The sequence below is a fragment of the Albidovulum denitrificans genome, assembly GCF_002973535.1.
GTDB classification, from domain to species: Bacteria; Pseudomonadota; Alphaproteobacteria; order Rhodobacterales; family Rhodobacteraceae; genus Albidovulum; species Albidovulum denitrificans.
In genome coordinates, this window is sequence record NZ_PVEP01000002.1 from 432,781 (window position 1) to 459,264 (window position 26,484).

Annotated in this window: 30 protein-coding genes and 1 tRNA gene; 13 read left to right on the forward strand and 18 right to left on the reverse strand. The window is 65.3% G+C overall.

The annotated features are described in order from the left end of the window. Positions 1 to 42: 42 nt before the first annotated feature. From LX70_RS07865 to purB, 5 genes are all read right to left on the reverse strand, one after another. A complete protein-coding gene (locus LX70_RS07865) occupies positions 43 to 1,707 on the reverse strand; it encodes a Na/Pi cotransporter family protein (protein WP_105513996.1) in 1,665 nt (554 codons plus the stop codon). 141 nt (positions 1,708 to 1,848) lie between these two features. Further along, a complete protein-coding gene (locus LX70_RS07870; protein ID WP_105514178.1) occupies positions 1,849 to 2,724 on the reverse strand; it encodes a lysophospholipid acyltransferase family protein in 876 nt (291 codons plus the stop codon). 106 nt (positions 2,725 to 2,830) lie between these two features. Beyond that, positions 2,831 to 3,901, reverse strand: coding sequence for a flagellar motor switch protein FliG (locus LX70_RS07875; RefSeq protein WP_105513997.1), 1,071 nt, complete (start codon positions 3,899 to 3,901; stop codon positions 2,831 to 2,833). Between the two features lie 71 nt (positions 3,902 to 3,972). Then, the gene (locus LX70_RS20705; RefSeq protein WP_170076148.1) at positions 3,973 to 4,137 is read right to left on the reverse strand and encodes a hypothetical protein; all 165 of its coding nucleotides are present in this window, start codon (positions 4,135 to 4,137) and stop codon (positions 3,973 to 3,975) included. Positions 4,138 to 4,264: 127 nt separating this feature from the next. Next, a complete protein-coding gene (gene purB, locus LX70_RS07880) occupies positions 4,265 to 5,569 on the reverse strand; it encodes an adenylosuccinate lyase (RefSeq protein WP_105513998.1) in 1,305 nt (434 codons plus the stop codon). Positions 5,570 to 5,647: 78 nt separating this feature from the next. Between purB and LX70_RS07885 the strand changes: the two genes are divergently transcribed. Both LX70_RS07885 and LX70_RS20400 read left to right on the forward strand, forming a co-directional pair. Then, positions 5,648 to 6,082 (forward strand): DUF6314 family protein, encoded by a 435-nt coding sequence (locus tag LX70_RS07885; protein ID WP_105513999.1) that lies wholly within the window; start codon positions 5,648 to 5,650, stop codon positions 6,080 to 6,082. 85 nt (positions 6,083 to 6,167) lie between these two features. Then, on the forward strand, positions 6,168 to 6,362 hold the full coding sequence (locus tag LX70_RS20400; RefSeq protein ID WP_146111564.1) for a hypothetical protein: 195 nt from the start codon (positions 6,168 to 6,170) through the stop codon (positions 6,360 to 6,362). Here LX70_RS20400 and dddP read toward each other — a convergent pair. Next, positions 6,349 to 7,689, reverse strand: coding sequence for a dimethylsulfonioproprionate lyase DddP (gene dddP / locus LX70_RS07895; RefSeq protein WP_105514179.1), 1,341 nt, complete (start codon positions 7,687 to 7,689; stop codon positions 6,349 to 6,351). The two genes, LX70_RS20400 and dddP, sit on opposite strands and share 14 nt — an antisense overlap. 112 nt (positions 7,690 to 7,801) lie before the next feature. On the opposite strand from dddP, the gene LX70_RS07900 reads away from it, so the two are divergent. Continuing rightward, complete coding sequence (locus tag LX70_RS07900; protein WP_105514001.1) at positions 7,802 to 8,545, forward strand: heme-dependent oxidative N-demethylase family protein; 744 nt, start codon at positions 7,802 to 7,804, stop codon at positions 8,543 to 8,545. A 20-nt stretch (positions 8,546 to 8,565) separates the two neighbouring features. Here LX70_RS07900 and LX70_RS07905 read toward each other — a convergent pair whose 3' ends face one another. The 5 genes from LX70_RS07905 to LX70_RS07925 all read right to left on the reverse strand — a co-directional run bounded on the left by LX70_RS07905 (position 8,566) and on the right by LX70_RS07925 (position 12,065). Further along, positions 8,566 to 8,769 carry a hypothetical protein gene (locus tag LX70_RS07905; protein WP_105514002.1) on the reverse strand — a complete coding sequence of 68 codons (204 nt, stop codon included), beginning with the start codon at positions 8,767 to 8,769 and terminating at the stop codon, positions 8,566 to 8,568. Between the two features lie 189 nt (positions 8,770 to 8,958). Continuing rightward, on the reverse strand, positions 8,959 to 9,180 hold the full coding sequence (locus tag LX70_RS07910; protein WP_146111565.1) for a hypothetical protein: 222 nt from the start codon (positions 9,178 to 9,180) through the stop codon (positions 8,959 to 8,961). 203 nt (positions 9,181 to 9,383) lie between these two features. Continuing rightward, entirely contained in the window at positions 9,384 to 9,803 is a 420-nt protein-coding gene (locus tag LX70_RS07915) for a hypothetical protein (protein ID WP_105514004.1), read from the reverse strand. A 465-nt stretch (positions 9,804 to 10,268) separates the two neighbouring features. Continuing rightward, on the reverse strand, positions 10,269 to 11,678 hold the full coding sequence (glnA, locus tag LX70_RS07920) for a type I glutamate--ammonia ligase (RefSeq protein WP_105514005.1): 1,410 nt from the start codon (positions 11,676 to 11,678) through the stop codon (positions 10,269 to 10,271). Positions 11,679 to 11,726: 48 nt separating this feature from the next. Next, a complete protein-coding gene (locus tag LX70_RS07925) occupies positions 11,727 to 12,065 on the reverse strand; it encodes a P-II family nitrogen regulator (protein ID WP_105514006.1) in 339 nt (112 codons plus the stop codon). Positions 12,066 to 12,243: 178 nt separating this feature from the next. Here LX70_RS07925 and LX70_RS20910 point away from each other — a divergent pair, with 178 nt between their 5' ends. From LX70_RS20910 to tig, 3 genes are all read left to right on the forward strand, one after another. Continuing rightward, positions 12,244 to 14,142 (forward strand): NAD(P)H-hydrate epimerase, encoded by a 1,899-nt coding sequence (locus LX70_RS20910; protein ID WP_245884988.1) that lies wholly within the window; start codon positions 12,244 to 12,246, stop codon positions 14,140 to 14,142. 101 nt (positions 14,143 to 14,243) lie between these two features. Beyond that, a tRNA-Leu gene (locus tag LX70_RS07935) sits at positions 14,244 to 14,328 on the forward strand. A 20-nt stretch (positions 14,329 to 14,348) separates the two neighbouring features. Continuing rightward, positions 14,349 to 15,683 carry a trigger factor gene (gene tig / locus LX70_RS07940; protein WP_105514180.1) on the forward strand — a complete coding sequence of 445 codons (1,335 nt, stop codon included), beginning with the start codon at positions 14,349 to 14,351 and terminating at the stop codon, positions 15,681 to 15,683. Positions 15,684 to 15,756: 73 nt separating this feature from the next. Here the strand turns inward: tig and LX70_RS07945 are convergent, their stop codons facing one another. The 6 genes from LX70_RS07945 to rpsF form a co-directional block, all read right to left on the reverse strand. Further along, a complete protein-coding gene (locus tag LX70_RS07945) occupies positions 15,757 to 16,560 on the reverse strand; it encodes a CDP-alcohol phosphatidyltransferase family protein (protein WP_245884989.1) in 804 nt (267 codons plus the stop codon). Further along, positions 16,561 to 17,259 carry a phosphatidylserine decarboxylase gene (locus LX70_RS07950; RefSeq protein WP_105514007.1) on the reverse strand — a complete coding sequence of 233 codons (699 nt, stop codon included), beginning with the start codon at positions 17,257 to 17,259 and terminating at the stop codon, positions 16,561 to 16,563. An 84-nt stretch (positions 17,260 to 17,343) separates the two neighbouring features. Continuing rightward, positions 17,344 to 18,288 carry a DMT family transporter gene (locus LX70_RS07955; protein WP_105514008.1) on the reverse strand — a complete coding sequence of 315 codons (945 nt, stop codon included), beginning with the start codon at positions 18,286 to 18,288 and terminating at the stop codon, positions 17,344 to 17,346. Positions 18,289 to 18,495: 207 nt separating this feature from the next. After that, on the reverse strand, positions 18,496 to 19,077 hold the full coding sequence (rplI, locus tag LX70_RS07960; RefSeq protein ID WP_105514009.1) for a 50S ribosomal protein L9: 582 nt from the start codon (positions 19,075 to 19,077) through the stop codon (positions 18,496 to 18,498). A gap of 12 nt (positions 19,078 to 19,089) precedes the next feature. Continuing rightward, positions 19,090 to 19,317, reverse strand: coding sequence for a 30S ribosomal protein S18 (gene rpsR, locus LX70_RS07965; RefSeq protein WP_105514010.1), 228 nt, complete (start codon positions 19,315 to 19,317; stop codon positions 19,090 to 19,092). A gap of 29 nt (positions 19,318 to 19,346) precedes the next feature. Beyond that, a complete protein-coding gene (gene rpsF / locus LX70_RS07970) occupies positions 19,347 to 19,718 on the reverse strand; it encodes a 30S ribosomal protein S6 (protein ID WP_105514011.1) in 372 nt (123 codons plus the stop codon). A gap of 306 nt (positions 19,719 to 20,024) precedes the next feature. On the opposite strand from rpsF, the gene fabD reads away from it, so the two are divergent. From fabD to mltG, 7 genes are all read left to right on the forward strand, one after another. Further along, positions 20,025 to 20,954 (forward strand): ACP S-malonyltransferase, encoded by a 930-nt coding sequence (gene fabD, locus LX70_RS07975; RefSeq protein WP_105514012.1) that lies wholly within the window; start codon positions 20,025 to 20,027, stop codon positions 20,952 to 20,954. An 84-nt stretch (positions 20,955 to 21,038) separates the two neighbouring features. Beyond that, positions 21,039 to 21,776 carry a 3-oxoacyl-[acyl-carrier-protein] reductase gene (gene fabG, locus LX70_RS07980; RefSeq protein WP_105514013.1) on the forward strand — a complete coding sequence of 246 codons (738 nt, stop codon included), beginning with the start codon at positions 21,039 to 21,041 and terminating at the stop codon, positions 21,774 to 21,776. A gap of 175 nt (positions 21,777 to 21,951) precedes the next feature. Then, on the forward strand, positions 21,952 to 22,185 hold the full coding sequence (locus tag LX70_RS07985; RefSeq protein ID WP_085816406.1) for an acyl carrier protein: 234 nt from the start codon (positions 21,952 to 21,954) through the stop codon (positions 22,183 to 22,185). A 69-nt stretch (positions 22,186 to 22,254) separates the two neighbouring features. After that, on the forward strand, positions 22,255 to 22,779 hold the full coding sequence (locus LX70_RS07990) for a GNAT family N-acetyltransferase (protein ID WP_105514014.1): 525 nt from the start codon (positions 22,255 to 22,257) through the stop codon (positions 22,777 to 22,779). A 115-nt stretch (positions 22,780 to 22,894) separates the two neighbouring features. Continuing rightward, positions 22,895 to 23,365, forward strand: a complete 471-nt coding sequence (dps, locus tag LX70_RS07995; RefSeq protein ID WP_105514182.1) for a DNA starvation/stationary phase protection protein Dps — start codon at positions 22,895 to 22,897, stop codon at positions 23,363 to 23,365. A gap of 131 nt (positions 23,366 to 23,496) precedes the next feature. Continuing rightward, positions 23,497 to 24,759, forward strand: coding sequence for a beta-ketoacyl-ACP synthase II (gene fabF, locus LX70_RS08000; RefSeq protein ID WP_105514015.1), 1,263 nt, complete (start codon positions 23,497 to 23,499; stop codon positions 24,757 to 24,759). Then, positions 24,759 to 25,925 (forward strand): endolytic transglycosylase MltG, encoded by a 1,167-nt coding sequence (mltG, locus tag LX70_RS08005; RefSeq protein ID WP_105514016.1) that lies wholly within the window; start codon positions 24,759 to 24,761, stop codon positions 25,923 to 25,925. The genes fabF and mltG overlap by 1 nt, the downstream gene beginning before the upstream one ends. Positions 25,926 to 25,937: 12 nt before the next feature. Here the strand turns inward: mltG and LX70_RS08010 are convergent, their stop codons facing one another. Then, positions 25,938 to 26,432 (reverse strand): anthrone oxygenase family protein, encoded by a 495-nt coding sequence (locus tag LX70_RS08010; protein WP_105514017.1) that lies wholly within the window; start codon positions 26,430 to 26,432, stop codon positions 25,938 to 25,940. Between the last annotated feature and the right edge of the window lie 52 nt (positions 26,433 to 26,484).

The following is a 26,484-nucleotide window of genomic DNA, read 5'->3' on the forward strand; positions in this document are numbered from 1 at the left end:
CGAATTCTGATACTTACCTTCTCAACGCAAACCCGAAACGCTTCAGGGCTTGGGCCGCGACAGGCGGCTGGCCAGAAGGTCGCCGGTTTCCGACAGGATCGGGTAGGCGAGCATGGTGAAGGCGGAGTTCACCTGTTTCAGCGCGCGCAGCGTCTCCTGATGCAGGTTCGAAGTTTCGATGCTTTCGCTCAACCCCTGCTGCAAGCGTGCAAGGTGGGCGCGTTGCAGCCCCTGTTCCACGTCGCGCACGGTGTCCTTTTCCTCCACCAGCGCGCGGGCGGCGTCGGGGCTTGAGGTCACGAGAAGGTTCAGCGCGCCCTGCGCGTTCGACAGCACCCGGTCGTGGAAATCGCGGATCTCTTCCAGCCCCTTGTCGGAAAAGGCGACGCCGCCCTGGTTCAGGCGCTGCGCCAGGCTCAGCATCGTGTCGGAGATGACATTGCCCGCGCTTTCAAGGTTCACCGCCATATCGGCAAGTTCGAGGGCGCGGGAGGCGACCTCATCCCCGCTATGGTCGCGTTGCAGCTTTGCGAGGTAAAGCTTTGTATTGATGTGGATCTTGTCGACCTCGCGTTCCTTCTTGCGGATCGCTTCGGCGGCCTCGTCGTCCCAGTCGGCGTAAAGGCCGACCACCGGGCGCAGCATGCTTTCCACCGCCTCGCCCATTTGCAGCAGTTCCCGCATGACGCAGGCCAGCGCCCGGTCCGGCACCTTCAGCGCGGCCGGGTCAAGCGCCGAAACCCGGTTCAGCGCCGGTGAGGCGGCCTGGTCAGGCATCAGCCGGTCGACAAGGCGCAGCACCGGCACGGTCAGCGGCAGTGCGATCAGCATGACGGCAAGGTTGAAGGCAAGGTGCAGGTTGATGACCTGACGCGGCGGCGTGCTGCCCAGAAGCTCAAGCGGTGCGGCGCCCCGTTGCAGGAAGAACAGCGCCAGCGCCGCCCCGCCGCCCCTGAGCGCGAGGTTGGCGATCACGATGCGCCGCGCGGGCTGATCGGCGCCCAGTGTCAGCACATAGGCGATCAGTGAACCGCCGAGATTGGCCCCCAGCACCATCGCGGCGGCGGCGCTGAGCGGCAGGACCGATTGCGCGGCCAGCGTCACGAAAAGAAGGACGGCGGCGACGGAGGATTGCACCAGCCAGGCGAACAGCGCCCCCAGCGCAAAGGCCGTCAGCGCGTCCTTGCCGAGATAGCCCATGGCAGAGCCGACGGCGGCGCTTTGGCGCAGCGGATCGGTCGCCTCGCGGATCAGCGACAGCGACACGAAGATCAGCGCGACGCCGATCAGGACCCGGCCCGTCATCCGCCCCTCGCGCCGCCGCGCGCGCAGGAACAGGCCGACGCCAAGGACCATGAGGACCGGCATCACCCAATCCGCCCGCGCCAGCAGGACCTGCGCAACCAGCGCCGAGCCGACATCGGCGCCCAGCAGGATCGCGAGCCCCCCCGCCGCCGTCAGCGTTCCGGCGGCGACGAAAGAGGTGGTCAGGATCGCCACGGCGGTGGAACTTTGCAGCGCCAGCGCCGCGATCATGCCGCTCAGCGCCGCCATGATGCGGTTGTCGTCGCCCTTGCGCAGCCAGCGGCGCAACTGCACCGACCAGCCGCGCTCAACGCCGGTGCGCACCAGGCGGACCGCCCAGATCAGCAGCGCCGCCGCGCCCGCGACATGCAGAAGAAAAAGGATCGGCGAGGTGCTTTCCAAGGCGTCATCCGGCGGGTCGGGGGCCGCGCGAGTCGCGGCCGTTACAAAACTGTTACAAAGAGTTCACATTCCGGGGCCTGCCACAATGGCAAACATCCGGGGGCAAACATCCGGGGGCAAACATCTTTGCCTGACCCGCGGTCACTTCCAGCGGCGGTGAATCCAGAACCACTGGCCCATATGCTGCCGGACCAGCGCCTCAAGGCTGTCGTTGATCGCCTGCGTCATGGTCACCGGATCGCCTTTGGGGATCGGCGCCTCGGCCCGGATGTCGAAGTTCAGCCCGTCGTCGCGGCGGATGCCGTAGATCGGGATGATCTCGGCATCGTATTTCAGCGCCAGATCGGCGGCGGAGGTGGCGGTATAGGCGCGCTTGCCGAAAAAGGTGATCGGCGCCCCGTGGCCCATGTGCTGATCCATGACGAGGCCAAGCATGCCGCCCGATTTCAGGAACCGCACCATCGCGCCAAGCCCTTCCGGCCCGCGCGGGAAAAGCGGCTTTCCGATCGTGGAGATCGCCTTGACGTAATGGTCGTTGAAGAGCGGGTTCTTCATCGGCTTGTAAAGTCCGCCGACGCGATAGCCCCGCGCCACCAGCGCGCCGCGCGCCACGTCGTAATTGCCGAAATGCCCGGTGGCGAGGATCACCGGGCGGCCTTCGCGATGCGCCGCCTCAAGGGCGGCCGCGCCGGGACCCTGGATCGGCAGGTCGCGGACGCGGTCGATGAAATCGGTGCCGGAGTAAAGCTCGATCGTGGTGCGGCCGACATTGTCGGGGACATCGCGAAGAAGGCGCGCGACCTCTGCCGGCGGCAGGTCGGGGCAGACGAGGGCGAGGTTTTCGCGGATCCGGGTCGTATAGCCCGCCAGCGGCGCCACCAGGCGCGAGACGACCCAGCCCGCGACCGGCACGCGGCGGCGATAGGGCAGGCGGAAGGCACACCACAAAAGCGCGCGGAAGGCGCCATCGACGATCCGGTCGGACAGGGTCGGTTTGCGCGGGGTCTTTCTCGCCATCTCGGGTATCGGGTTGCGGCCGCGACCGTCGCGGTCCGGCTTTCGGGCGCCAGACATAGTCAGGGCCGGGCCGGGTGACAAGACGAAGGCGGGCCGGGCCGTTGCGTCAGCCCTCATCCTCTTCCTCGCCCTGGCGCAGCGCCAGCTCGCCCGTGGCCTCAAGATCGCGGATCGCGGCGATAAGGGCGGTCTGGGCGGCGTCGGCATCCTTGACCTTGACGTTGCCCCTTGCCTCCATCTCTTCGCGCAGCGTGGCGGCCATGCGTTGCGAGAGGTTGGAGAGGATGAATTCCGCGCTGGTGGCATCGTCGCCCTCGGTCGCGGCGGCAAGCGCGGTGACAAGCTGCGCCTGGTCGATGCCGCGCGTGACCTTGGGAATGTCGCGCCCCTCGATCCGTTTGGCGATGTCGGCGAAGGTGAAGATGGTGCGGCGGACCCGTTCGGCGAATTCGGCGTCCTCTTCCCCCAGGCCTGCCAGAACCGCGTCGCGGGTCTGGGCCGGGGTGACGTTCAGGATCGCGCCGACGCGGGCTTCGGGGGCATCCTCGAAGGCGCGCGGCGCGACGTTGGAAAGCTGCCCGATCAGCGACTGGCCGATCTGGCGCACCGTTTCGGGTTTGACAACGCCGGTCTGGCCCATGGCATGGGCGAGCCTGCGGGCGCGGTCACCGGGCAGTTGCGCCAGAAGATCGGCCGCGCGCCCGACCGGCAGCTTGGACAGCAGCACCGCCCCGATCTCGGCGCTTTCGTCGTTCAGGACGGCGATCAGGCGTTCATCCTCAAGCGCGCCGATCCGTTCCCACGGGTCGCCGGTCGCCGATGTCGCGCGGGCGTTGCGCAGCCGCGTCGCGGCGGCGGGCGAGATATGGCCCTGAAGCAGGTCCAGCGCGCGTTCGATGCCGCCGGGGAAGGAAAGACCGACCGAATCGAGACGCCCCACGAATTCCTCCACTACCGCCCGCAGCGTCGCGCGATCGACGCTGCGCATGGAGCCCATCTGTTCGGTCAGCGCTGCCTGAAGATCGTCGGGGAGCGAGGTCAGCGGCAGGTTGCCGCCCTCGGCCAGCAGGAACCGCACGATGATGGCGGCCTTCTGCCGTCCGGTCACGACCCTCGGGTCGTGCCGGGCGGGCGTCTGGCCCGTGTTGCTGTCAGCCTGTCGTGCAACCGCCGTCATGGGTCCTCTCCGCCGCGTTGGAGCGACGGTCGCAGAACCGGGTTAACGGCGGCTTACGAATGAGCCGTTTCTCAGCTTTGCAGCTTCACGCAGGTCCGGGTCGCGCTGTCCCAGGCGGTCCCTTCCGCGCAGGACATGGCGGCCTGCTTGTCATGGCCGGAACAGTTCCCGAAGGCAAAGCCGGGGGCGACAGAAGCGGCAAGGGCGATCAGTGCGGCAAAGGCGTGTTTCGTCATGGCATGCTCCTTTCCTTCGTAAAGGGTGCCAGTCCCCCTGACCTTGCGGCAAGTGTTTCTTGGCCGGAAACAGCCGGATCACGCAATCGTGTGGCCTGTGGGGTGGGGATGGGCAATATTGCCCATCCTACGCGCCGAAAACGCGGGCAAAGATCGTGTTGACATGCTTGGTATGGTAGCCAAGGTCGAATTTTTCCTCGATCTCGGCGGGCGACAGGGCGGCGGTGACCTCGGCATCGGCCAGCAGCTCTTCCTTGAAATCCGCGCCCTTTTCCCAGACCTTCATCGCGTTCCGCTGCACCAGCCGATAGGCGTCCTCGCGGCTGACCCCCGCCTGGGTCAGCGCCAGAAGGACCCGCTGCGACATGACCAGCCCTTTGAACTTGTTCATGTTCCTCAGCATGTTTTCCGGGTAGACGACGAGCTTTTCGATAACCCCCGCCAGCCGGTTCAGCGCGAAATCGAGCGTGATCGTGGTATCGGGGCCGATGGCGCGCTCGACCGAGGAATGCGAGATGTCGCGTTCATGCCAAAGCGCCACATTCTCCAGCGCCGGGACCACGGCCATGCGCACCAGCCGGGCAAGGCCGGTGAGGTTCTCGGTCAGGACCGGGTTCCTCTTGTGCGGCATGGCCGAGGACCCCTTCTGGCCGGGGGAGAAGAACTCCTCCGCCTCCAGAACCTCGGTCCGTTGCATGTGACGAATCTCGATCGCGATGTTTTCGATGCTCGACGCGATGACGCCCAAGGTGGCGAAGAACATCGCGTGGCGGTCGCGCGGGATCACCTGCGTCGAAATAGGTTCCGGGCGCAGGCCCAGTTTTTCGCAGACATGCTCCTCGACCGCAGGGTCGATATTGGCAAACGTGCCGACGGCGCCGGAGATGGCGCCCGTCGCCACCTCCCACCGGGCCTTTTCAAGCCGGTTCTTGTTGCGATCCATCTCGGCGTAAAAGCGCGCGAAGGTCAGGCCCATGGTCGTCGGTTCGGCATGGATGCCGTGGCTGCGGCCGATCCTGACCGTGTCCTTATGCTCAAAGGCGCGTTTCTTCAGCGCGGCGAGGACCTTGTCCATATCGGCCAGAAGGATGTCGGCGGCGCGGACAAGCTGAACGTTCAGCGTGGTGTCCAGCACGTCGGATGAGGTCATGCCCTGATGGACAAAGCGCGCGTCCTCGGACCCGATATGTTCGGCCAGATGGGTCAGAAAGGCGATGACGTCGTGCTTGGTGACCGCTTCGATCTCGTCGATGCGCGCCACATCGAATTCCACGTCCTTCGCGCGCCACACCGCCTCGGCATTCGCCTTCGGGATCACGCCAAGGGCGGCTTGCGCGTCGCAGGCATGGGCCTCGATCTCATACCAGATGCGGAACTTCGTCTCGGGCGACCAGATCGCAACCATCTCGGGGCGGGAATAGCGGGGGATCATGGTGGGCCTCTTGCTTGTGACGGGGTTGCCGGGCTTCTAGAATGCGCGCCGCCGGGGAGCAAGGATGACAGGCCGGAAATGAGGCTGAAGATCGCGGATTTCGAAGGGCTCTGGCATGTGCGGCGGGTAATCTCGGATCATCTGGCCGGGCAGAGCGGCGTTTTTACCGGCACCGCGACCCTGTCACCGCGCGGTGACGGGCTTTGGGACTGGTCAGAAAGCGGGGTAATCGCGCTTGGCGGCGGCAGGCCGATGAGCGCGGCGCGGCGCTATCTGTGGCGCGCTGAGGGGGGTCGTATCGCGGTCCTGTTCGAGGACGGCCGCCCGTTTCACGACTTCGCCCCGGTGGGCGCGCCCGAGGCCGCCCATTGGTGCGCGCCCGACGATTACCGGGTGCGCTACGATTTCTCCCGCTGGCCGGATTGGCAGGCGGAGTGGGTCGTGAAGGGGCCGCGCAAGGACTACACGATGCTTTCGCACCATGGGCGCGCGGCAATGGATCACGCTTCGTGATGAATATCCGCACGATCATTCATTTCTGAAATGGATCGGCCCGCCTTATCTGATCGGCAGAGACCCGACAGACAGGAGGTCAGTCATGCCCGCCAGGATCGCCCCGACGCCCCGCTTTGCCGCCAGTCGGCCCCTCCCGGCCCTTGCCGGGGGCCTTGCCGTTCTGGCCGTCATTGTGCTTGCGGCGACCCTGCCGCGGCCCGCGCCCGGACCGGACGCGCCCGAGGATTGGCACGGCAATGTCGCGGCCTCCCACTGGCACCCGGTCACGCCCCGGTAAGCGCCGGGTCGAAGGGATAGCGCGTCAGGTTTTCGCACCCGTCCGCCGTCACCAGCACCTGATCCTCGATCTTGATCGAAAAGTCGCCGCCCTCGGGACTAACCAGCGCCTCGACGCAGATCACCATGCCTTCCTCGATCACATGGTCAAAGGCGCCCTCGGCCCAGTTGTCGGGGTAGGGCACATAGGGCCATTCGTCGCAAAGCCCGACACCGTGCATCTTACAGGAATATTTCTGCGCCCAGTACTGGTCCTCAAGCTGATGCCCCTCAAGCACCAGCTCCCGGATCGGCACGCCCGGTTTCAGCCGCGCCTGATGGTCGCGGATATGATCAAGCGCGTGGTTCATGGCGGAAATCATCGCGTTCGCGGGCTTGGCGTCACCCACCCACCATGTCCGCGAGATGTCGATGCAGATGCCGTAGGACCCGATCAGGTCGGTGTCGAAGGCGACGATTTCGTTATTCTGCACGATCCGCGGGCCGCATTCCTGAAACCACGGGTTCGTGCGCGGGCCAGAGGCCAGAAGCCGGGTCTCGATCCATTCGCCGCCGCGCCGGATATTGCCCTTGTGCAACTCCGCCCAGATGTCATCCTCGCTGACGCCGCCCTTCGGGACATTGGTGCGCGTGAAATCCTCCATCTCGGCAATAGCGCTTTCGCAGGCATGGTGCGCGCAGCGCATGGCGAGGATTTCGTCCGCCCCCTTGATGGCGCGGGTGCGTTCGGTCAACTCCTCCCCCTCCATCACCTGAAACCCGGCGCGTTCCAGCGCACGCAGGCCGTGGATCTGGATCTTGTCGACGGCAAGGCGCCGGTTCGCGCCGGCATGGGCGCGCATCACCTCATCCACCTGACCGGCAAAGGCATGGGCGTCGCGGTCGCCCAGATCGCCTGAAACGGCGTAGAAGAAGGACGCGCCCGACCGAAGTTCCTTCACCAGCGGGTTGAAATCGACGAGGAAGGGGGAATTCTTGTATTCCCAGACCACCATATGCCCGTCGGCGCAGACAAGGCAGGCGCGGAACGGGTTATGCGCGTTCCAAAGCTGCATGTTCGTGGTGTCGGTGGCATAGCGGATGTTGAGGGGATCGAACATCAGGATGCCGCCATAGTCGCGATCCGCCAGCGCCCGGACCAGCCGCCTCCAGCGATCCTCACGCATCGCGGAAAGGTTCGGCAGCGTCAGCCCCGCCGCCTCCCATTCGCGGAAGGCAAGTTGCGTCGGCCCGATCTCTACCCGGTCGTTGTCGTTGGGGGTGCCGTCGCCAAGGGTCGCGCCCCGGCTTGGGTCGATCTTGCGGCGGTCGCGGTAGTGATCGGTCATGGGGTCCTCCTTCGGCTTGGTGCGATGCTGGGGCGGGGTGGGGGCGCCGTCATGCCGGTTCGCGACATCGGAAGGCATGGAAATCGTCACCGCGTTGGGGCAATGAAGGGGCATGCAGTCAGACCCGATCCTTCAACCGACGATCCCCGACGCCCAGCGAGAGGCGGCCGCGCGGCGTCTGCCCGCGATGCAGCCGGTGGCGGAGGGGGCGCTTCTGACCGTGGACGCGGGGTATTCCGCGCAACTGGCGGAAAAGGCGCGGCTGATCGCGGCGGGCCGGGACCGGGTGATCGCGGTGACGCCGGGCGCCGGGGCGGCGGTGGCGGAGCTGTTGGAGTTTGTGCTGGACGACCTCTCGCGCCGCCCGGATTTCGCGGTCAGGGGCGGGACCGTCCGCCGCCCGGATGGCGTCACGGTCACGGTAGAGCGGGACGATCCGTTCCTGACCCTGTCACGGCTGGTGCAAGAGGATCTTTGCGTTCTGGAAAAGCGCGGGGCGGAGCACGTGCTGACCGCCGCTCTCCTCTGCTTTCCCGCCGCCTGGACGCTGGCCGAAAAGATCGGGCAACCTCTGTTGCGGATCCATCTGCCGGTGCCGGTCTATGACGCGGACATCGCCCGGCGGGTGCAGCGGATGTTCGACGGGGTACAGCCGGGGCGGGCGGTCTGGCGCGCGAACCTTCTGCGCTACGACCTGCCGGACCTCTATCAGCCGCATTCCGAGGCCAATCCGCGCAAGGTCGGTCGGCCGGACAGCGTTTATGAGAGAAGCGAGCGGCAAAGCGTCTTTCGCCTGCCCGTGACCGGCGCGGTGGTCTTTGCCATTCACACGACGGTGGCCCGCCGCGCGGTCTGATCCGGCCCGGTCGGGGGGGATCAGAGGTGCAGGATCCGCGACAACTGCCCCAGCGCATCGTCGCGCTTGGCGATGTCCACGACGCTTGGCATCTCATAGCGCCGCATCGTCGCCTCGATCATGTCGTCCACCCGCAGCGCGGCATTGCGCCGTGCCTGCCAGGCGATGACATGCGCTTTCGGCGGTGTCGCCGAACCGGTCGGTCTGATGTGAAGTCCCGTCATGCCCTTAACCCTTTTGAGGTCTTTTACCCAGCTTCTGGTTAATGAGGGATTTAGGCGGAAATCTGCCGAGATCGGTACGCTTTCGCGATGCTTTTCCGGCAATGACGGGGCCAAGGCGCTGGAAACGCATGAAAAACCGGCGCAGGGGCAGGGTTCGCCGGGGTTTCGGGCGAAACGGGAACGGGCGTGTCAGGCAAAGCCCTCGCCGCCGCAGGTCGGGCAACGCGAGGTTTTCAGGCCAAAGCAGCCGCCGCAGCGGTCAAGGATCTGCCGCCCGCGCATGTCCACCCCCTTCACCACCTGCCCGGACCCCCGGCAGATCGCGCAAGGCACCCGGCCAGAGCCGTGGCACCTGTGACAGCGCCGCTTGACCGGCTTTTCCGTCCCTTTGCCCTGATGCGGTGGCTGCATGGCGGCGCTGCTTTTTCTGTTCCCCGCGCGCAGCCAAGCACGATTCGCCCGGTCTGTCACCTCATTGACGGTGCCGGTCGCGGGCGCGCCCATCCGGGCCGCAACCGGTGGCGGGATGGCCTGCGCGGGCGGGAATCCGCGAGGTTGGAGGCGGCTTGAGGAGGCGATTGGAGTGACTCCTGATAACAGCCGTCGTGTGGCTTCTATTTGGCGACTGGGTTGGTGTTGAGCCGGTAAAAAGCAATTAGAAAAAAGACAGCGACGGAAGTAGCTGTGGCAAGGAAGAAAACAACACTATACCCCAAAAACGTAGTGCTCAATAGCGCAAGGGGACCATCTTGAAGCAGCATGATCGTCCCCCAGAAAATAACGAAAAGAGCGGAGCATATTAACGCAAACCAAAGAAACGGGCGAAAGCTGATCCTCTTCAGTTTTCTAAAGTATAAGAAGTAGGCCGGTATACCTAAAATGATGGCAAAACCATACCCAGTCATTGAGCCTATGCCGAGAAAAAACTCCCACAACACAACCCTGCCTGAGATATAGCCTTCGATAATCACCAAGATTGGCACGATAATCGGAGCGACTATAAACGCCGCAACCACTCTTCCGTTAGGAGTCATTCCCCAACACCCGTACCGCAAGTGCATTTATCCATAATTTCTTGATTCAGGGGCGGCCAAACACTGTTGATTGAATCTGCGTAACGCCCGCCTGGCCATTGTAAGTGACCATTCCCTTCCCCATAAGTTCGAATTCCGTGCGGCGTAGCGATACGAACCACGATACCATCTGAGAGGAAGTGGCCTCGTCTGGTGACATTTACTATTCCTCTGTTACCGTAGCAATCACCGAAGCTATAACTGTCTACTGGATTCATCCTTAATCTGTCTAGCCCTCCCATAGGGTTAGCGTAATTTCGAGTCGGGCAATGCCCGGCCTTTCGAAATTATCCGGCGTAGGATGGGCAATATTGCCCATCCTACGGCTGCGGCGGCGTGCATCCCGAGTTACGCGCGCCGCGACGCAAAAAGGGCGCCCGAAGGCGCCCTTTCCCCGTAGGATGGGCAATCCTGCCCATCCCAAACTCAGCAGGAATAATACATCTGGTACTCGATCGGGTGCGGCGTGTGTTCGTAGGCATAGACCTCTTCCCACTTCAGCGCCATGTAGCCGTCAAGCTGGTCCTTGGTGAACACGTCGCCCGCAAGCAGGAAGTCGTGGTCCTTCTCCAGCTCTTCCAGCGCCTCACGGAGCGAACCGCAGACGGTCGGGATTTCGGCCAGTTCTTCCGGCGGCAGGTCGTAAAGGTCCTTGTCGGAGGCCGCGCCGGGGTCGATCTTGTTCTTGATACCGTCAAGACCGGCCATCAGAAGCGCGGCAAAGGCCAGATAGGGGTTCGCCGCCGGATCGGGGAAGCGGGCCTCGACACGCTTGGCCTTCGGGCTTTCGGTCCACGGAATACGGACGCAGCCCGACCGGTTGCGGGCCGAATAGGCGCGCAGGACCGGGGCCTCGAAGCCGGGGATCAGACGCTTGTAGGAGTTGGTGGAAGGGTTGGTCAGCGCGTTCAGCGCCTTGGCGTGCTTCAGGATGCCGCCGATGAAGTAAAGCGCCTCCTGGCTGAGATCGGCATATTTGTCGCCCGCGAACAGCGGCTTGCCGCCCTTCCAGATCGACATGTTGACGTGCATGCCCGAACCGTTGTCGCCCTTCATCGGCTTCGGCATGAAGGTCACCGACTTGCCATAGGCGGCGGCGACGTTGTGGATGACGTATTTGTATTTCTGGATGTTGTCCGCCTGTTCGACGAGGCCGCCGAAGATCAGGCCAAGCTCGTGCTGGGCGGTCGCCACCTCATGGTGGTGCTTGTCGACCTTCATGCCCATGCGCTTCATGGTCGACAACATCTCGCCGCGCAGGTCCTGGCTGGCATCGACCGGGTTGACCGGGAAGTAGCCGCCCTTGTGCATGGCGCGGTGGGCCTGGTTGCCCATCTCGTATTCGGTGTCGGTGTTCCAGGCGGCGTCCACGGCGTCGATCTGGAAGGCGACCTTCTGCGGCGTCACGGAATAGCGCACGTCGTCGAAGACGAAGAATTCGGCTTCCGGGCCGAAATAGGCGGTGTCACCGATGCCCGACGCCTTCAGATAGGCCTCGGCCTTGACCGCGGTGCCACGCGGGTCGCGGCTATAGGGTTCGCCGGTGTCCGGCTCGGCGACGGTGCAATGCACGCACATCGTCTTTTCGGCATAGAACGGGTCGATATAGACCGAAGAGGGGTCAAGGATAAGCTTCATGTCGGACTGGTCGATCGACTTCCAGCCGGCGATGGAGGAGCCGTCGAACATGAAGCCTTCCTCGAAGAACTCCTCATCCACCAGATCCACGACCAGCGTCACGTGTTGCAGCTTGCCTTTGGGGTCGGTGAAGCGGATGTCGACATATTCGACCTCCTCGTCCTTCATCAGCTTCAAGGCGTCCTTGACCTTGCTCATCCTTCAATCCTTTCGTTTGGATGTATCACCGGGGCCTGGCCCCGAACCTCAGATCGCGTCCTCGCCGGTCTCGCCGGTGCGGATGCGGATGACCTGTTCGACGGGCGAGACGAAAATCTTGCCGTCGCCGATCTTGTCGGTGCGCGCGGCGCTGACGATCGCCTCGATGGCGGTCTCGACCATGTCGTCGGCCAGCACCACCTCGATCTTCACCTTGGGCAGAAAGTCGACCACATATTCGGCGCCGCGATAAAGCTCCGTATGGCCCTTCTGGCGGCCAAAGCCCTTGACCTCGATCACCGAAAGGCCCTGCACGCCGACCTCCTGAAGGGCTTCCTTCACCTCGTCGAGCTTGAAGGGCTTGATGATGGCTTCGATCTTCTTCATGGGGCCGACTCTCCCTGCCGCTTTTTCTCACGTCGGCCCCTGTCACCACTTTCGCGGGGCGCGAACAATTGGCTAGGGTTCCGGGGCGCCGGGCGGGCGGGGGATTCCTGCGCTGTTGCCTAATTTTTGTGCAAACTGTCCGGGTGATGGGCAGTTCGCGAACTTTGCGGGGAAAGCCATGACCGAGCTTCTGACAGCCGCCCAGATGCGCGCGATAGAGCAGTCGGCAATTGCCTCGGGCGAGGTGACGGGGCTGGAGCTGATGGAACGCGCCGGGCGGGGCGTGGTCGAGGCGATCTTTGAGGAATGGCCGGAGCTTAAAGCGGGGTCATTCCGCGCCGTCGTCCTCTGCGGTCCGGGCAACAACGGCGGCGACGGGTTTGTGGTGGCGCGGCTGTTGAAAGAGTGGGGCTGGGAGGTGGAGGTGTTTCTCTACGGCGACCCCGAAAAGCTGCCGCCGGATGCGCGGGTGAATTATGAGCGGTGGTTGGGGCTGGGCTGCGAGGTCACTGGACTTAAGTTCACTGATGAACCAGAGACGTGGCGGGCTACCAACCTGATGCTGAGATCAGATGTTGTAGTGGATGCGCTTTTCGGAACCGGGCTGTCTCGCAAGCCGCCAGACATCGAACCTTTCTATCACGTTGTTCATTTCGCGTTTGCTGACCGCTTATGGAAGTATGGTGTTGCGGAACGACCATTCGTCGTCGCGGTGGATGTTCCAACCGGTCTTTGCTCAGATTCCGGCAGGCAACTTCTTGCACCTGGGGAATACTGGCTTGGCGAGCCATACGCCGCGCATCTCACCGTCACGTTTCACCAACGAAAGCTGGGGCATGTTCTAGATGGCGGACCGCACGTCTGCACGAAAGTTGTCTGCATCGACATCGGCCTGAAAGATAGCGCCAGCGGGGCGTCAGCCCCGCTTCGCCCCCGACCCGCCCCCCAGGGCGGGGGCGAAATCGCCCCCACCCTCGGGCCGGGGGCTACGCTTGGGGGGGCAAAGATGCCGGTCAGATTGACGGACGGGCGCGCGCTCGACGGCCTCGCCAAACTGTCCACCCACAAATACACCCACGGCCACGCCCTGATCCTTTCCGGCGGCGCGGGCAAAGGCGGGGCCGCCCGCCTCGCCGCGCGGGGGGCGCTGCGGATCGGGGCGGGGCTGGTCACGGTGGGCTGTCCGCCCGAGGCGCTGGCGGAGAATGCCGCGCGGCTCGATGCGGTGATGCTGACGCCCATGGCGGATGCCGATGCGTTGGGGCGCGTGCTGGAGGACAGGCGGATCAACGCGCTCTGCCTCGGGCCGGGGCTGGGGACCGGGGCGCGGGAGGTGGCGCTGGTGGCCTGCGCGCTTGGTGTCCCCGTCCCGGCCCTGAGCCGGGACCTCTGCACCCCCGAAGCGCGCGGCGAAGGCGAAGGCCCCGGATCGGGTCCGGGGCGCGATGGGGGGATTGTGGGCGGCGGGGGCAAAACCGACCCCGTCCCGGGCCTGACCCGGGACCTCTCGTCAAACGATAGCGACGGCGCGCAGGGAGGCCCCGGATCGGGTCCGGGGCGCGGTCACGGTTCCCGCCGCCTCGTCCTCGACGCAGACGCCCTGACGATCCTCTCCCGCGAACCCGACCTCTTCGCCGCGCTCCACGAAAATTGCGTCCTCACCCCCCATGCCGGGGAGTTCGCCCGCCTTTTCCCCGACATCGCGGAAAAGCTGGCGGAACCCGCCACCAAAGGCCCCGCTTATTCCAAGGTCGATGCCACCCGTGAGGCCGCCGCCCGCGCGGGCTGCATCATCCTTTACAAAGGCCCCGACACGGTGATCGCCGACCCCTCGGGCCGCTGCTCCATCAACTCCGCCCAGTACGATCGCGCCGCGCCATGGCTTGCCACCGCAGGCTCGGGCGACGTTCTCACGGGCTTCATCACCGGCCTTCTCGCCCGTGGTTTCGCGCCCATGCAGGCGGCCGAAACCGCCGCCTGGCTCCATGTCGAATGCGCGTTGACCTTCGGCCCCGGCCTGATCGCCGAAGACCTGCCGGATCAGCTTCCGGCCGTCTTCCGCGACCTCGGCCTCTGAGCGGCCGAACACGCCATTTTACCCTCGCATCGCGCCTTTCTTCTTGCTAGAAGGGCGCGGATTTCGGGGGCGGTTCCTGATCGGGGCCGCCTTCAGGCATTGCGGGTGTGGCGAAATTGGCAGACGCACCAGATTTAGGTTCTGGCGCCGCAAGGCGTGGGGGTTCAAGTCCCTCCACCCGCACCATGGACAAGAAGGACGAAGGAATGCAGGTCACCGAGACCCTGAAAGACGGCCTGAAGCGCAGCTACACGATCACCGTGCCGGCCGCCGATCTGGACGCGAAAGTGAACGAAAAGCTCGTCGAGGCACAGCCCGAAGTCGAGATGAAGGGCTTCCGCAAGGGCAAGGTGCCGATGGCGATCCTGAAAAAGCAGTTCGGCGAACGCCTGATGGGCGACGCCATGCAGGATGCCATCGACGGCGCGATGAAAGAACATTTCGACGCCACCGGCGACCGCCCGGCGATGCAGCCGAAGGTGGAGATGAAGGACGGCGAGAAGTGGCAGAAAGGCGACGATGTCGTCGTCGAGATGTCCTATGAGGCGCTGCCCGAGATCCCGGAAGTCGACCTCTCCAAGCTGAAGCTGGAAAAGCTGGTGGTCAAGGCCGACGACGCGGCGGTGACCGAGGCGCTGGACAACATCGCCAAGTCGGCGAAGAACTTCGAGGACCGCAAGAAGGGGTCGAAGGCCAAGGACGGCGATCAGGTCGTCATCGACTTCGTCGGCAAGATCGACGGCGAGGCGTTCGAGGGCGGCGCGGGTGAGGATTACCCGCTTGAGCTTGGCTCCGGCTCGTTCATCCCCGGTTTCGAGGAGCAGTTGGTCGGCGCCAAGGCCGGTGAAGAGGTCGCGGTCAAGGTCTCCTTCCCCGAGGAATACGGCGCGAAGCATCTGGCGGGCAAGGAAGCCATCTTCGACTGCACCGTGAAGGCGGTGAAAGAGCCGAAAGCGGCCGAGGTCAATGACGAGCTGGCCAAGCAGTTCGGCGCCGAGGATCTGGAGGCGCTGAAGGGCCAGATCACCGAGCGTCTGGAAGCCGAATACACCGGCGCCGCGCGTCAGGTGATGAAGCGCGCGCTGCTCGACCAGCTTGACGGGATGGTGAAATTCGACCTGCCGCCGAGCCTGGTTGAGGCCGAGGCGAACCAGATCGCCCACCAGATCTGGCACGACGAACACCCCGAGGAACATGGCCACAACCACGGCTCCATCGAACCGACGGACGAACACAAGTCGCTGGCCGAGCGCCGGGTGCGCCTTGGCCTTCTCCTGGCCGAGATCGGCCGCAAGGAGAATGTCGAGGTCACGGATTCCGAGATGACGCAGGCCGTGATGATGCAGGCCCGCCAGTATCCGGGCCAGGAACGCGCCTTCTTCGAATTCGTGCAGAAGAACCCGCAGATGCAGCAGCAACTGCGCGCCCCGATCTTCGAGGACAAGGTCGTCGACCTCGTCGTCGAGGGGGCCAAGGTGACGGACAAGACCGTTTCCAAGGACGACCTTCAAAAGGCCATCGAGGCGCTGGACGAAATCTGACGACGGCCGGGCCGGGGGCGACCCCGGCCCGTCTTTATGCGATGACGACCTTTGGCGGTATTACGGCCGGGGGTTAGCCCTTCTCCGCCGCCCTAGCGGCCCGCCTTGCCCGCCACCAGCCGAACCCGACCTTCTGGGCCGAGCGCAGCAGGGTGGCGATGTAAAGACCCTCGATCAGGATCAGCGACAGCCAGAACCGCGTCAGCATCATGCCGACGACGAAGGGCAGGGCGATCATCACCCAGATGATGGCCCCGCGCGGGATGCGCAGCGCCTTGGGCGAGAAGGTCGGCAGGCGGCTGGCCATCAGGAAGCCCACCACCAGCAGCCAGCCCGCCACCAGCATCGGCGCCTGACGGGCATCCAGCGCGTTTTCGAAGGTCAGGAACACCGGGAAGAGCGCCAGAAGCGCCCCGGCAGGCGCCGGAACGCCGGTGAAGTGCTTGGGCGAGGCGCCGCCCGTCGCTTGCAGCTTGTCATGGGCGACGTTGAAGCGCGCAAGGCGCAGGCAGCAGCAGCTTGCATAGATCAGGACCGCGATCCAGGCCCCGGTGCGGGCGCTGGGGGCCAGCGTGAATTCCCACACGAGAAGCGCGGGCGCGACGCCGAAATTCAGGAAATCCGACAGCGAATCCAGTTGCGCGCCAATCTCGCTCGTCGCCCTCAGGCGGCGGGCAAGCAGCCCGTCCAGCCCGTCGATGGCGGCGGCAAAGAGGATCAGGATCACGGCGAAATGGAAGTTGCCGGTAAAGACGAAGCGGATCGCCGTCAGCCCGGCGCACAGGCCCAGCAGCGTGACCATGTTCGGGACCAGCGACAGGAAGGGCAGGGTATCGCCCTCAAGCTCCATCTCCTCACTCTTGGGGCGGCGCGCCATCTAGCGGATCGCCCCGCGCCGCTGGCCTTCGTCCGAGGCAAGATCGGCGATCACGGTTTCCCCGGCCACGGTGGTCTGGCCCACCGCCACCAGCGGCGCCACGCCCTCGGGCAGATAGACATCAAGGCGGGAGCCAAAGCGGATCATGCCGAAACGCTGCCCGCCCATCAGGTGAACGCCCTCATTGACCTCGCAGACGATGCGGCGCGCGACAAGGCCCGCGATCTGCACCACACCGATGCGGCGGCCATCCTCCATCAGGATCGTCAACCCGTTCCTTTCGTTATCCACGCTCGCCTTGTCGAGCGAGGCGTTCAGGAACTTGCCCGGCCGGTAGGCGATGGTTTCGACCGTGCCGGGGACGGGCGCGCGGTTCACATGGCAGTTGAAGACGTTCATGAAGACCGAAACACGGGTCAGCGGCACCGCGCCCAGCCCAAGCTCCGCCGGGGCGACGGCGGGTTCGATCATCTGCACGATGCCGTCCGCGGGGGAAATCACCAGCCCCTCGCGCGCCGGTGTCACCCGGTCGGGGTCGCGGAAGAAGTAATAGCACCAGACCGTCAGCCCGACGCCGATCCAGCCCAGCGGCTCCCAGATCAGGAACAGGACGACCGTGATCGCGGCGAAGATGGCGACAAAGCGATAGCCCTCGCGGTGCATGGGCTTGAGGAAGGTGGACAGCATCGACACTGACATCGGCGGTTGGCCCCGGCTTGTTCCGAACGGATACCTTTTGACGATGAATGCGGTGGCGCGCAACCGTTACGCGCCCGTCCGGGGTCAACGGGTCGAGAGGTTCTCCCGGTAAAGGACGTAAAGCCCGGCGCCGATGATGACGAAGATCCCGGTCCAGCCGGTCGCATCGGGCCAGTCGCGCCAGAAGAGCCAGCCGTAAAGCACGCCCCAGACCATCGCGGTATATTCGAACGGCGCCACAAGGGCCGAGGCGGAGACGCGGTAGGCCTGCGTCAAAAGCGTCAACCCCGCCGCCGCGATCCCGCCGCAGAGCATCATCAGCGCAAGGTCGCGCGGCGTCGGCGTAACCCAGCCGCGCGTCAGGAAGCCAAGGCTGGGATGGACCTGATCCGAAAACTGCCCGTCCGCCAAGAGCAGCGTCATGGCAAGCGCGATGGCAAGGAACACGAGATTGCCCCAGAAGGCCAGCGCGGCGGCGGTCTCTGTGGTTCCCAGGCGTCGGGCTGTCACCATCGACAGCGCATAGGCCAGCCCCGCGCCAAGCGCCAGAAGCGCCGCCCAGTCGAACAGGTCCGACCCTGGCCGCACCATGATCAGAACCCCGCCAAAGCCCGCCAGCACCGCAACCCAGCGGCGCGGCCCCACCTGTTCGCGCAGGATCAGGACCGACAGGATGGTGATGAAGAGCGGCGCGGTGAAGAAAAGCGCGACCGTGGTCGCCAGCGGCAGCGAGGCCAGCGCGAGGTAATAGGCCGTATAGGCGCAGAAAAGCAGCCCCCCGCGCAGGATCATCTTGCCCATGGCGGGCGTGAAGAGCGTGCGGGTCCCGCCGTTTAGATACACCAGCAGCAGAAGGAACGGCAGCGCGGTCAGGCTGCGAAAGACCATCGCCTCATAAAGCGGATAGCTGCCGCTGAGAAGCTTCAGGATCAGGTCCTGAACCGAAAAGACCGCGATCCCCGCAACCAGATAGCCGATGCCGGAGGCACCGGCGCGCGGGCTGGGAAGCGGGGCTGCAAGATGTGCCATCGGGGGCCGTCCGTCCTGATCTTGTCAGGAAGGCTAGGGGAGGCGGCAGGACGGCGCTGCGCGACGCGCGACATCGGGTGTGACGGAAATGGCGGATGGGCTTCTGTCCGCCCGCAGACAGGGCGCGCCGCCGCGCCCCCCTTGCCAACGAAAAACCGCGCCGGGTTGCCCCGACGCGGTTTCCATTGTCTCTCGGGATCGGGCCGGTTATTCGGCCATCTCGTCGTCCTGACCGGCGCTGCCGATATCGTCGAACAGCTCCGCAATCTCGAAGTTCGCTTCGGCTTCGGCCTCGGCGGCAAGGTCCTGAATGGACTTGCCCGACGCCTGAAGCTCCGCTTCCTCGTTCGACCGCGCGACGTTCAGCGTGACGGTCGCCGTAACCTCGGGGTGCAGCACGACCTCGACCGTGTGCAGGCCCAGTTCCTTGATCGGGCGGGTCAGCACGACCTGCTTGCGATCGACGGTAAAGCCCGCCGCGGTCGCCGCATCGGCGGCGTCACGGGTGGTGACGGAACCGTAAAGCGCGCCGGAATCGGAGGCCGAGCGAATCACGATGAAGGTTTCACCGTCAAGCTTGGCGGCCACACCGTCGGCCTCTTTCTTGGTCTCGAGGTTTTGCGCCTCAAGCTGCGACTTGCGGGCCTCGAAGGACTTGATGTTGTCCGCCGACGCGCGCAGCGCCTTGCCCTGCGGCAGAAGGAAGTTGCGCGCATAGCCGTCTTTCACTTTGACGACTTCGCCCATCTGGCCAAGCTTGGCCACACGCTCCAGAAGGATGACTTGCATGGGACTCGCTCCTTACTTCACGGCATAGGGCAGCAGGGCGAGGAAGCGGGCGCGCTTGATGGCGCGGGCCAGCTCACGCTGCTTCTTGGCCGAAACGGCGGTGATGCGGGCAGGCACGATCTTGCCGCGCTCGGAGATGTAGCGCTGAAGAAGACGGACATCCTTGTAGTCGATCTTCGGCGCGTTGTCGCCCGAGAAGGGGCAGACCTTGCGGCGGCGGAAAAACGGTTTGTTCGCCATGGCTTATATTCCTTTCCTCAGGTCCCGGATCAACGACGGTCGCCACGGTCGCGGCGATCGCCACGGTCCCCGCGCTCGTCACGCTTCTGCATCTGGACCGAAGGGCCCTCTTCATGCGCGTCGACCTTGATCGACATCACGCGCATGACGTCGTCATGCAGACGGGCCAGACGCTCCATCTCCTGCACGGCGGCCGAGGGCGCGTCGGTGCGCAGATAGGCATAATGCCCCTTGCGGTTCTTGTTGATCTTGTAGGCCATCGTCTTGACGCCCCAGTACTCGCTCTCGACGACCTTGCCGCCGTTATCGGTAAGCACCGTGGAGAAATGTTCGACAAGGCCTTCGGCCTGCGCGTTGGACAGATCCTGACGCGCGATGAGGACATGCTCGTAAAGCGGCATGTAGGCTCCTTTTTCGTCTCAGGCGGCTTCATAGGCGGGCGACCCCTTCCGCAGCCCGCCACGAGAGGCATCGCCGGTTCCCGTGAATGCGGAAGGATGCGGCCTTATAGAGGAACGCGGGACGGATGCAAGCCGAAGGACTCCCGCCTGCTTCTTCGTTGTCCAAATACTCCGGGGGGGGTCTTGGGGGGCTGGCCCCCCAAGCGGGTCCGCGCCGCAAGGCGCGGAAGCATGTCCGGACGCGCCCTCGGCTTGTTTCATGACATTAAAGACCTTAGAGGTGATCGAAACGACGAAGGGGGCATCATGACACGGGCATTCGTATTTCCGGGACAGGGGGCGCAGACCGTGGGCATGGGCCGCGCGCTGGCCGAGGCCTATCCGGTCGCCAGGGCGGTGTTCGATGAGGTCGACGCGGCGCTTGGCGAAAAGCTCTCCACCCTGATCTGGGAGGGGGATCAGGACACCCTGACCCTGACGCAGAATGCCCAGCCCGCGCTGATGGCGACCTCGATCGCCGCGATGCGCGCGCTTGAGGCGGAGGGGATCGCGGTCACCTCGGCGGCCTATGTCGCGGGGCATTCCCTGGGTGAATATTCGGCGCTTTGCGCGGCCGGCAGCCTCAGCCTGGCCGATACCGCGCGGCTGTTGCGGCTGCGCGGGCAGGCGATGCAACAGGCGGTGCCGGTCGGCGTTGGCGCGATGGCAGCGCTTCTGGGCCTCGATTTCGACACCGCGCGCGCCGTGGCCGAGGAGGCCGCGGAGGGCGAGGTCTGCCAGGCCGCGAACGATAACGACCCGGCGCAGGTCGTGGTGTCCGGCCACAAGGCGGCGGTCGAGCGGGCGGTGGAAATCGCCAAGGCGAAAGGCGCCAAGCGGGCGCTGCTCCTGCCGGTTTCGGCCCCCTTCCACTGCGCACTGATGGAACCTGCGGCGCGCGTAATGGCCGAGGCGCTGGACGATGTGGAGATCCATGAACCCGCCGTGCCGCTGGTCGCCAATGTGCGGGCCGAGGCGGTGCGCAACCCGGCGCTGATCCGGTCGCTTCTGGTCGAGCAGGTGACGGGATCCGTGCGCTGGCGCGAGTCCGTCGCATGGATGGCCGCGAAGGGTGTGACCGAGTTCTGGGAGATCGGCGCCGGGAAGGCGCTGTCGGGGATGATCCGGCGCATCGCGAAAGAGGCGGAGACCCGCGCGGTCGGCACGCCCGAGGATGTGGCTGCCACCAAGGGCTGAGCAGATGGAGAGGCCGGGGCGGGCGCCGCCCTCCCCGGACCCCACCCGGAGTATTTTTGAACAGAAGAAGATGAGGAGCGGGCAATGTTCGATCTGACGGGAAAGGCGGCGCTGGTCACGGGTGCTTCGGGCGGGATCGGCGGCGCGATCGCGACGGCGTTGCATGGCGCGGGGGCGGTGGTCGGGCTGTCCGGCACGCGCGAGGCGCCTTTGGCGGAGCTGGCGGCGGAACTGGGGGAGCGGGCGCATGTGCTGCCCTGCGACCTGTCGGACATGGCGGCGGTCGAGGCGCTGCCGAAGCGGGCGGTGGAGGCGATGGGGGCGCTCGACATCCTCGTCAACAATGCGGGCATCACGCGCGACAACCTTTTCATGCGGATGTCGGACGAGGACTGGCAATCGGTCATCGACGTCGATCTGACCTCGGCCTTCCGGCTGTGCCGGGGCGCGGTCCGGGGCATGATGAAGGCGCGCTGGGGCCGGATCGTGAACATCACCTCGGTCGTCGGGACGGCGGGCAATCCGGGGCAGGCGAATTACTGCGCCGCCAAGGCCGGGCTGACCGGCATGTCGAAGGCGCTTGCCCAGGAAGTGGCGAGCCGGGGGATCACCGTCAACTGCATCGCGCCGGGCTTCATCGCCACCGCGATGACCGACAAGCTGAACGATGAACAGAAGGGCCGGATCACCGCGTCGATCCCGACGGGGCGCATGGGCGCGCCGGAGGAGATCGCCTCGGCCGTGCTATATCTGGCGAGTGTCGAGGCGGGCTATGTCACCGGCGCGACGCTGCATGTGAACGGCGGAATGGACATGGTCTGAGCCGGTCTTTTCGGCGTTGCGAAAGCGTTTGCGTCCCGTCTAGACTGTGATATAGGCGGCGCTGACCCGCCGGGGGGCTTGGCCGACCCGGGCGCCTGCGCTACATGCGGGGGCATAGCCGCTCGGAACGAGCAGAGAGAGGAGCGGGCCTGTCCCGCCAACATGAGGAAGTGACATGAGCGACATCGCCGATCGCGTGAAGAAAATTGTCGTCGAGCATCTGGGCGTCGAGGAAGACAAGGTGACCGAGAATGCGTCGTTCATCGACGATCTGGGCGCGGACAGCCTTGACACCGTCGAACTGGTGATGGCGTTCGAAGAGGAATTCGGGATCGAGATCCCGGACGATGCCGCCGAAACCATCCAGACCTTCGGCGATGCGGTGAAATTCATCTCTGACGCGTCCTGATCGGCCAAGGGCCGAGGGATCGGAAGCGGCGCCCCAAGCGGGCGCCGTTTTGCTTTTGGAGGGGTGGGTATGATACCGCGTATCGAGACGGACCGGCTGATCCTGCGCGGCTATGTCCGCGACGATTTCGAGGATTATGTGGCGCTGTGGCAGGACCCTGACGTGGTGCGGTTCACCGGGGGGCGGGCGCGGTCGGTTGCCGAGAGCTGGGGGCGCTTTCTGAACATCGTAGGCCATTGGGCACTGGAGGGTTACGGCCAATGGGCGGTGATCCGCCGCGCCGATGGCAGGCTGATCGGGCAGACCGGGATCTTCCGGGCCATGCGCGGCCTTGGTGCTGAGTTCGATGCGGCGCCTGAAGCAGGGTGGATTCTGACAGGCGCGGCGCATGGGCAGGGCTATGGGGGCGAGGCGGTGGACGCGGCGCATCGCTGGTTTGACGCCAGCCGCCATGCCGGGCCGCTTCACGCGATGATCGAGCCGGAGAATGCGGCCTCGTTCCGCATCGCGGAGCGGTTCGGCTATCTGCGGGGCCGCGAGGCTGAATATGAGGGCGCGGGGGTGGTGCTGATGCGGCGGCCCGCGCAGCGCTGAAGGGCGCGGGGTCTGCCGGGAAATTTTGCCCCGGCAGCGGAACCGGGCCGGGGGGCAGTCCGTTCTGATCCCGAGTGCCGCGAGGATACGCGGCGACGGGATGAAGGAGGCTGCCATGCCGGTTAAAGGCTTGAAAGATAACGCCATCAAAACCTCGATCGAGACGCTGAACGCCACGCTGGCCGACCTTGTCGCGCTGCGTCTTGCGCTGAAACAGGCGCATTGGAACGTGAAGGGACGCAACTTCATCGCCATTCATGAGCTGTTCGACGCGGTCTTCGACCGGGTGGGTGAAGGGGCCGATACGGTGGCCGAACGGGTGCAGATCCTTGGCGGCGTCGCCATGGGGACGGCCGAAGTGGTCGCGGGCAAGGCGAAGATGGCGCCCTATCCGACCGATGCGGTTGAAGATGCGCGCCATGTCGAGGAAATCTCCACCCGCCTCGCCGATGTCGGGGGCCGGGTGCGCAAGGCGATCGAGACGGTCGCAGAGACCGGGGACGAGGGGACGGTGGACATCTTCGTCGGCCTGTCGCGGCAGATCGACAAGGATCTGTGGTTCATCGAAAGCCATCTGGGCAAATAGCCTGGCAGGAAAGCCCGGCCCGCGCGCGGGGATGTGCCGCGGGGCATGGGGGCGTGGTCTCGGCGATTGCAGAGGCCGCGCCCCCCGTGTATCACCCTTTCGGACGTAAGAACTTGGCCGGAGAGGTGGGCATGAGGCGGGTCGTAGTCACGGGTTTGGGGATGGTCACGCCGCTGGCGGCGGGCGTCGAGGAGACCTGGAAGCGCTTGATCGCGGGGCAGTCCGGGGCCGGGCCGATCACGAGGTTCGACACGTCGAACGTGGTGACGACCTATGCCTGCGAGATCCCCTTTGGCGATGGCAGCGACGGGACGTTCAACCCCGATGCCTATATGGAGCCGAAGGACCGCCGGAAGGTCGACGATTTCATCCTTTACGGCATGGCCGCCGCGCAGATGGCGGTCGAGGATGCGGGCTGGACGCCCGAGGACAATGAAAGCCGGTTGCGCACCGGCGTGATGATCGGGTCGGGGATCGGCGGGCTGTCCTCCATCGCCGAGACGGCGGTGCTGATCAAGGAAAAGGGGCCGAAGCGGGTGTCGCCCTTCTTCATCCCCGGCGCGCTGATCAACCTCATCTCTGGCCAGGTGTCGATCCGCTACGGCTTCAAGGGGCCGAACCATGCGGTTGTCACGGCCTGTTCGACGGGCGCCCATGCCATCGGCGACGCGGCGCGGCTGATCCAGTGGGGCGATGCCGACGTGATGGTCGCGGGCGGCGCGGAAAGCCCGATATCCGAGATCGGGATCGCCGGGTTCAACGCCTGCAAGGCGCTGTCCACCAAGCGCGGTGAGGAGCCGACGAAGGCCAGCCGCCCCTATGACGCGGATCGCGACGGGTTCGTGATGGGCGAGGGCGCGGGCGTCGTCGTGCTTGAGGAATACGAACACGCCAAGGCGCGGGGTGCCAAGATCTATGCCGAGGTGCTGGGCTATGGCCTGTCGGGCGACGCCTATCACATCACCGCGCCGTCGGAGGATGGCGAGGGCGGCTATCGCGCGATGGAGGCGGCGCTGAAGCGCGCCGGGATCGCGCCCTCGGCGGTCGACTACATCAACGCGCATGGCACCTCGACCATGGCCGACACGATCGAGCTTGGCGCGGTGGAGCGACTTCTGGGCGATGCGGCGGCGAAGGCGACGATGTCGTCGACGAAATCCGCCATCGGCCACCTTCTGGGGGCTGCGGGCGCGGTGGAGGCGATCTTTTCCATCCTCGCGATCCGGGATCAGATCGCGCCGCCGACCATCAACCTCGACAACCCTGCGGTGACGCCGAAGCTTGACCTGGCCGCGAACAAGGCCGTGAAGCGCGACATCAAGGTGGCTTTGTCGAACTCCTTCGGGTTTGGCGGTACCAATGCCTCGCTCGTCCTTGGCAAGGTGGACGGCTGATGTGGCGTAGCATCGCCTCGAACTTCCTGACCATCGCGATTGTGCTGATCGCGGGGGTGGCGGGGATCATCGCCTGGGGGAAGAACCAGTATTCCGGCCCCGGACCGCTGGCCGATGCGATCTGCCTGAAGGTTCCGAACGGGGCCACCTTCCGCAGCGTCGCGGCCGATCTGGCCGACAGGCAGGCCGTCAGTTCCGCCTATATCCTGAAGGTCGGCGCGGAGTATGAGGGCAAGACCGCCAAGCTGAAGGCGGGGTCGTTCCTTGTCCCCGAACATGCCTCGATGGCCGAGATCGTGGACGCGGTGACGCGCGGCGGGCAATCGACCTGCGGGACGGAGGTGAATTATCGCATCGGTGTGAACGGCTCCGACCTGATCCTGCGGGAGCTTGATCCGGCGACCACCAATTACGTCGAGGTGGTGAAGTTCGACCCCGCGCAGGGGGCCGCGCCGGAGGAGTACACCCGGGCCACGGGCGATGCCGATGTGCGCTACCGCGTGACGCTGGCCGAGGGGGTGACAAGCTGGCAGGTGGTCGATGCGCTGACGCGGGCCGATTTCCTGAGCGGTGAGGCGGGCGACGTGCCGCCGGAAGGCATGCTGTCACCCGACAGCTATGAGGTGACGAAGGGCGAGCCGCGGGCCGAGCTGCTGGCCGACATGCAGGCGCGGCAGGAGGCGACGCTGGCCGAGCTGTGGGCCACGCGGGCCGAGGGGCTGCCCTATGCGACGCCGGAAGAGGCGCTGACCATGGCCTCCATCGTCGAGAAGGAAACCGGCATCGCGGATGAACGCCCGCTGGTGGCGAGCGTCTTCATCAACCGGCTTGAGCAGGGGATGAAGCTGCAAACCGACCCGACGGTGATCTATGGCATCACCAAGGGGCAGGGCATCCTCGGGCGCGGTCTGCGGCAGAGCGAACTGCGCGGGCGGACGCCCTACAACACCTATGTGATCGAGGGGCTGCCGCCGACGCCGATCGCCAATCCGGGCCGCGACAGCATCGCCGCCGCGCTGAACCCGGCGACGTCGGACTATCTGTTCTTCGTGGCCAAAAGCCTTGTGCCGAGCGACGGCCATGTCTTCGCGGCTACGCTGGCCGAGCATAACGACAATGTCGCGAAGTTCCGGGCGCTGGAGCAGCAGGGGGGCGCGGGGAACTGATCCCCGCGCGGTCTACTGCCCCAGAGCGTATAGTCCCAGCGCGGTGAGCAGAAGCGCGGCGCCCGAGGCGATGGTGCGGATCTGGTTGAAGACCTGCCAGCGTGAGGAATAGTCCGCCCAGATCGCGCGGGCGGCCTCGGCGTCGTCAGGGATTGCGACGGCGGCCAAAGCCTCATTCATCGGAACGTTGACGGATACCGTCAGGAAGAAGCCTCCCAGCGCGTAGGTTAGGGCCGCGACGGCGAAGAGCGTTGCGGGCAGACGCCGCCCCGAAGCCAGCGCGAGGCCCGCGGTCAGGAGCAGCGCGGGCGCGGTGCCGAAGAAGGTGGGCGCGAAAATGGCATTGCGGACCGAGGCGTTCATGGCCTGCATCGCCGCGATGGCGGTCCGTGGGTCGGTGGCATCGAGGCCCCACATTGTCGAGCAAACCCATGCGTAGAAGAAGCCGAAGATCCCCCCGGTGAGTAGGATTGAGACGAGAGCGGAGGGCAGGGTGAAACGTTGCATGAAAAATCCGTAATTTAGGTTACGCTTTTCAATACGCGTAATCGTGTGTACG